Source organism: Synechococcus sp. 60AY4M2 (assembly GCF_002760375.1).
Classification (GTDB): Bacteria; Cyanobacteriota; Cyanobacteriia; order Thermostichales; family Thermostichaceae; genus Thermostichus.
Window position 1 is genome coordinate 2,542,493 of record NZ_AUMZ01000001.1, and the last position, 4,588, is coordinate 2,547,080.

Annotated in this window: 4 protein-coding genes and 1 pseudogene; all 5 read left to right on the plus strand. The window is 60.8% G+C overall.

Annotated features, from left to right (window positions below):
• Positions 1-672: 672 nt before the first annotated feature.
• Positions 673-1,743 carry a 3-deoxy-7-phosphoheptulonate synthase gene (locus SYN60AY4M2_RS11195; RefSeq protein ID WP_011431000.1) on the plus strand — a complete coding sequence of 357 codons (1,071 nt, stop codon included), beginning with the start codon at positions 673-675 and terminating at the stop codon, positions 1,741-1,743.
• Positions 1,744-1,944: 201 nt separating this feature from the next.
• Positions 1,945-2,550: a tRNA-(ms[2]io[6]A)-hydroxylase gene (locus SYN60AY4M2_RS11200; RefSeq protein ID WP_011430999.1), complete on the plus strand. Its 606-nt coding sequence runs from the start codon at positions 1,945-1,947 to the stop codon at positions 2,548-2,550.
• Positions 2,551-2,575: 25 nt separating this feature from the next.
• A complete protein-coding gene (locus SYN60AY4M2_RS11205; protein WP_099812925.1) occupies positions 2,576-3,910 on the plus strand; it encodes a HAMP domain-containing sensor histidine kinase in 1,335 nt (444 codons plus the stop codon).
• 301 nt (positions 3,911-4,211) lie between these two features.
• Entirely contained in the window at positions 4,212-4,454 is a 243-nt protein-coding gene (locus SYN60AY4M2_RS11210) for a CBM20 domain-containing protein (RefSeq protein WP_099812927.1), read from the plus strand.
• Between the two features lie 54 nt (positions 4,455-4,508).
• A pseudogene (locus SYN60AY4M2_RS11215) lies at positions 4,509-4,588 on the plus strand (IS607 family transposase); the annotation flags it as partial.

A 4,588-nucleotide genomic window follows, 5' to 3' on the forward strand; every position in this document is an offset into this window, starting at 1 on the left:
AAGCCGCTGTTTACGCCGGTGGCGGTGGGATCCCGCTATGGGGATCTGGTGGAGATCCACGCCGGGCTGCAGCCTGGAGACGAGGTGATCCAGGAAGCGGCTGCCGTTCGGGCCGGATCCTTCTGAAGCCTGTTTTCTGGGACAGAAGCCCAGAGTCCTGCTGACTGTCTTGGTTTCCGCCGGGCTTGCGGGGCTTTCGCCGCTGCGGCCCTGTCAGGCTGAGGCAGCGGCAGGAAGTTCCTAGTTGCCCTGAAGCTTTTCTCCTCGCACCGCTTGCAACAGCGTCGCAGAGCGATGGCTACGGGGCGGGCAAGCCTCTTGAGCTGGGTGGGGGAAAGCCGTCCTCTGGGCTGCGCCCGGGGAACCCTGGGAGCGACCCAGAACCTGAGCCCGTCTTGGCAAATCCAGTTTCTTTTTGGGTATACTTCCGCTATACTCATCTCGTACAGATTCCGAGTTCCTTCCCCTGAAGATGATCTTGCGCGCTCCCTTTTTTGGCTACTTTACCTTTCCCTGGCAGCGACCAGGGCGGAAGGGTGGCGCGTAAACTATAAAGCCTAGGTTTACCTGAGTCAGTCCTGAAGCCCTGAGCCCAGTGCCAGGGCTTTTTTGATGGCTCGACAGCTCAATCCCTCACTTGCCCATCCCTTGGACACAATGAAGGACAGTTCTATGCCCCCCCAAACCGACAACTGCAACATCCAAGAGGTGACTCCCTTGATTGCCCCTGCTGCTGTCAAGGCCAAGCTGCCGCTGACGGAAACGGCAGCCCAAGTGGTGCTCTCCACGCGGCAGGCCATTCGCGACATCATCCACGGACGGGATCTCCATCGCCTGGTGGTGATCGTCGGCCCCTGCTCCATCCACGATCCGGAAGCGGCCTTGGAGTACGCCCACCGCCTCAAGCGGGTGGCCGACCGAACCCGCGAGCACCTGGTGATCGTGATGCGCACCTATTTTGAGAAGCCGCGCACCACCGTGGGCTGGAAGGGGTTGATCAACGATCCCCACCTGGATGGCTCCTGCGACATTGCCACCGGCTTGCAACTGGCCCGCTCCATCCTGCTGCAGATCAACGAGCTGGGCCTGCCCTGTGCCACCGAGATGCTGGATCCGGTGACCCCTCAATACACCGCAGACCTGGTGAGCTGGGCGGCCATCGGCGCCCGAACCATCGAAAGCCAGACCCACCGGGAAATGGCCAGCGGCCTCTCCATGCCCGTGGGCTTCAAAAACGGCACCGACGGGCGGCTGGAAATTGCCCTCAACGCCATCTTGTCTGCCAGCCACCCCCACAGTTTTCTGGGCATTGGCCAAGACGGCATGACGGCCTTGGTGAAAACCACCGGCAACCCGGATCGGCACATCGTGTTGCGCGGCGGCGGCGGCAGAACCAACTACGGCCCGGAAGATGTGGCGCGGGCGGCGTTGCTGATGAAGGATCAAGGGATCCCGCGCTCGGTGATGGTGGACTGCTCCCACGACAACTCACAGAAGGACTACCGCCGGCAGGGATCCGTCTGTCGGGCGGTGCTACAGCAGTACCAAGCGGGGCAGCGGGCCTTGATGGGGCTGATGCTGGAGAGCAACCTCAACCCGGGCAAGCAAACCTGGCAGGAAGGGGCGCCGCTCCAGTACGGCGTTTCCATTACCGACGGCTGCATTGGCTGGGAAGAGACCGAAGACCTGTTGCAGGAGATGGCGGCGGTCGTAGCAGGGAAAACCTTGGCTCTGAGCCATTGAGGCAGGGGCCAGCCTTCTGAAAAATCCCCGAACTCCCCTCTCCCTCTGGGAGAGGGGCCGGGGATAGGGACAACTGCTGCCAGAGCGTCAGACGGGATCCAAGACTTAGAAAGGGGTACGCCGGCAAAGCTAAGATCCGATTAACCCAGTTCCGTTCCCTGCTCCCGCAGCGGGCAGGGTGGGTCAACCTGGAAGCTGTTGATGCCTGAAACCTCTTCTGACCCTGTGCCGACGCTACAACTGGCCTCGCCGACTTCTGCGGCCTGGATCGACCAAGCCATTCGTCACCTCGACCTTATCTTGTTGGATCACGCCAACTGCGAGAAAAAAGCGGCGGGCAACGCCCTTAGTTTGCTGTTTCGCTACCCGGCCAACGGGCGGCTGGTGGAAGCGCTGTCGCCGCTGGCGCGGGAGGAGCTGCAGCACTTTGAGCGGGTGCATCGCCACCTGCAACGGCTGGGGATCCCGATCAGGCCCCTCTCGGCTGCTCCCTACGCCAGCCGTCTCAACCAGCACCTGCGCCGCTCCGAGCCGGAGCACCTTTTGGACGCTTTGCTGGTGGCCGCCATCATCGAGGCCCGCAGCCACGAACGCCTGGGCCTGCTGGGGATCCACGCCCCCGACCCGGAGCTGCGGCAGTTTTACCTCTGGCTGGCGGCGGCTGAAGAGCGGCACTGGCAGTTGTATCTAGACCTGGCGCTGGAGCAGTTCCCCGCTGACGAGGTGCAGGAGCGGCTGGACACCCTGCTGCAGGTGGAAGCGGAGATTTTATCGACCCTTCACCCTGAGCCTCGTGTCCACAGCTAACCCATCCCCTTCCCGCGCAACCCCCATGTTCCAGGCAACGCGGCGGTGGTTGGCCCTCTGGTACACCGTGGTAACAGGGGTGTTTTTGTTGCTGTTTGCCGGCAGCTTCTACTGGTATGTGCAGTCAACCCTGATCGAGCGGGTGGACGACACGCTGGGCCATGTGGTGGAAATTGTCGAGCGCTCCCTGGTGGTGGACGAGAGCCTCTTGGATCCACAGCAGGCCCGCCAGAGCTTAGAGGCCAGCTTTCGGGATGATCCCAGCACCCTGGAGGACGACCACATCGACCTGGAGTGGTTTGATCCCCAGGGATCCCTCATCTGGTCCACGGTGCCCGGCGGCATCCCTGCCCCCCTGCTGACCGAGGGATCCCTGCACACCGCCCGCATCGCGCCTGGGTATTGGCTGCGCCAGTTCACCGAGCCGATCCTGGCCGGTGGGAAGCTGCTGGGGTATTTGCGGGTCAGCCACCCCTGGTTTGAGGTGAGCAAGCCGACACGCCAGCTCATTCGGGATCTCAGCCTCTGGGTAGTGGCCAGTTTGGCCTGTGTGGGGGGAATCGGCTGGCTGCTCTCCGGTTTGGCCATGCAGCCCATCCGCCAGTCTTACCAGCAGCTCAAGCAATTTACCGCCGATGCCTCCCACGAGCTGCGCAGCCCCTTGGCCAGCATTCAAACCACGGTACAGGTGGCTTTGGCCGATCCGCACCTGGACGCCGACACCCGCCAGCGCTGGCAGATGGTGGAGCGGCTGTGTTTGCGGCTGGGCCGCCTGGTGGACGACCTGCTGTTTCTGGCCCGCCACGACAGCGGCATGGTGCCTTTCCAGCCCCGCTGCTGTGCGCTGGATGCTCTGCTGCTGCAGGTGGTAGAGGAGTTGCAAGGGCTGGCCAACCAGAAAGGGATCCACCTCAAGCTGGACATTGTCACCCCCGACGAGGAAGCAGAGGGCTATCCCTTCGCCTTTTGGGGAGATGAAGACCTGTTGGCCCGCCTGTTCACCAACCTGATCGAAAACGCCCTTCTCCACACTCCCTCTGGCGGCGAGGTGCAGGTGCGCCTTAGGCAGTGGCTGCGCTCCGGATCCCCAGAACTGGTGCTTCAGGTGCAAGATAGCGGGCCGGGGATCCCACCCCAGGCGCTGCCCCACCTGTTCGACCGTTTCTACCGGGTGGATCCGGCCCGCAGCGGGGATCCCAATCGGCGGTCGGGATCGGGTTTGGGGCTGGCCATTGTCAAAAGCATCGCCGAGCAGCATCGGGGGCAGGTGCAGGTGGAGAGCGAGGTGGGGCAGGGATCCACCTTTGAGGTGATTTTGCCCCAGCGACAATTGGAAACTTGCACTCCAGAAACCCTCTGAAAGTGCTCCAGAAAACAGACAATTCTTGGACAGTATGTTAAGTTCAAGCTAAAGTTCAATTGTTCTTTACTTAGAGAGCTTTACTTTGGGGCTTTAGGTCTTTTTTGTGGCCTTCTGTGTTTTCTGTTTGCGGATCTGAGAACTTCTTTTTTTTAAAACTCAGGATAGGCCAGACAAGGCGGAACTGGATCGCAGCTTTTGTTTTCTCTTACCAGTTGTCGGCAGGGTAATAAGCCAACTGATCAAGCCTGTCTATCTACCGGCAAATCCAGAATAGGTTCCTCTCCCTCTCCTTCGGAAAATGTATCGCTTTCAAGTTCGCGCCACCACTCAGCCCGGCGATCGAATTGCCCTGGTGGGATCCAGCCCTCAACTGGGCGCCTGGGATCCCTGCCGCTGTGTTTGGCTGCAGACGGATCCCGATCGCTACCCGCTCTGGTGGGTGGAGTTGCCATTAGGCCCGGCAGATGGCACTTCTAGCCCACTGTCCTCTGGGGAGGGACTCGAAGAAACCCCTCGACTGGAGCATGACTCTAGTCAATGATATGCTGGACTATACTGAAAATAATGTACAATATGTTCAGTATGGCTGCTTGGTATGGCTAGGTATGTAAAACCGAGAGAAGCGGCGGATTATTTTGGGGTGTGTCTCCACACCTTGAGGCGATGGGAACAGAA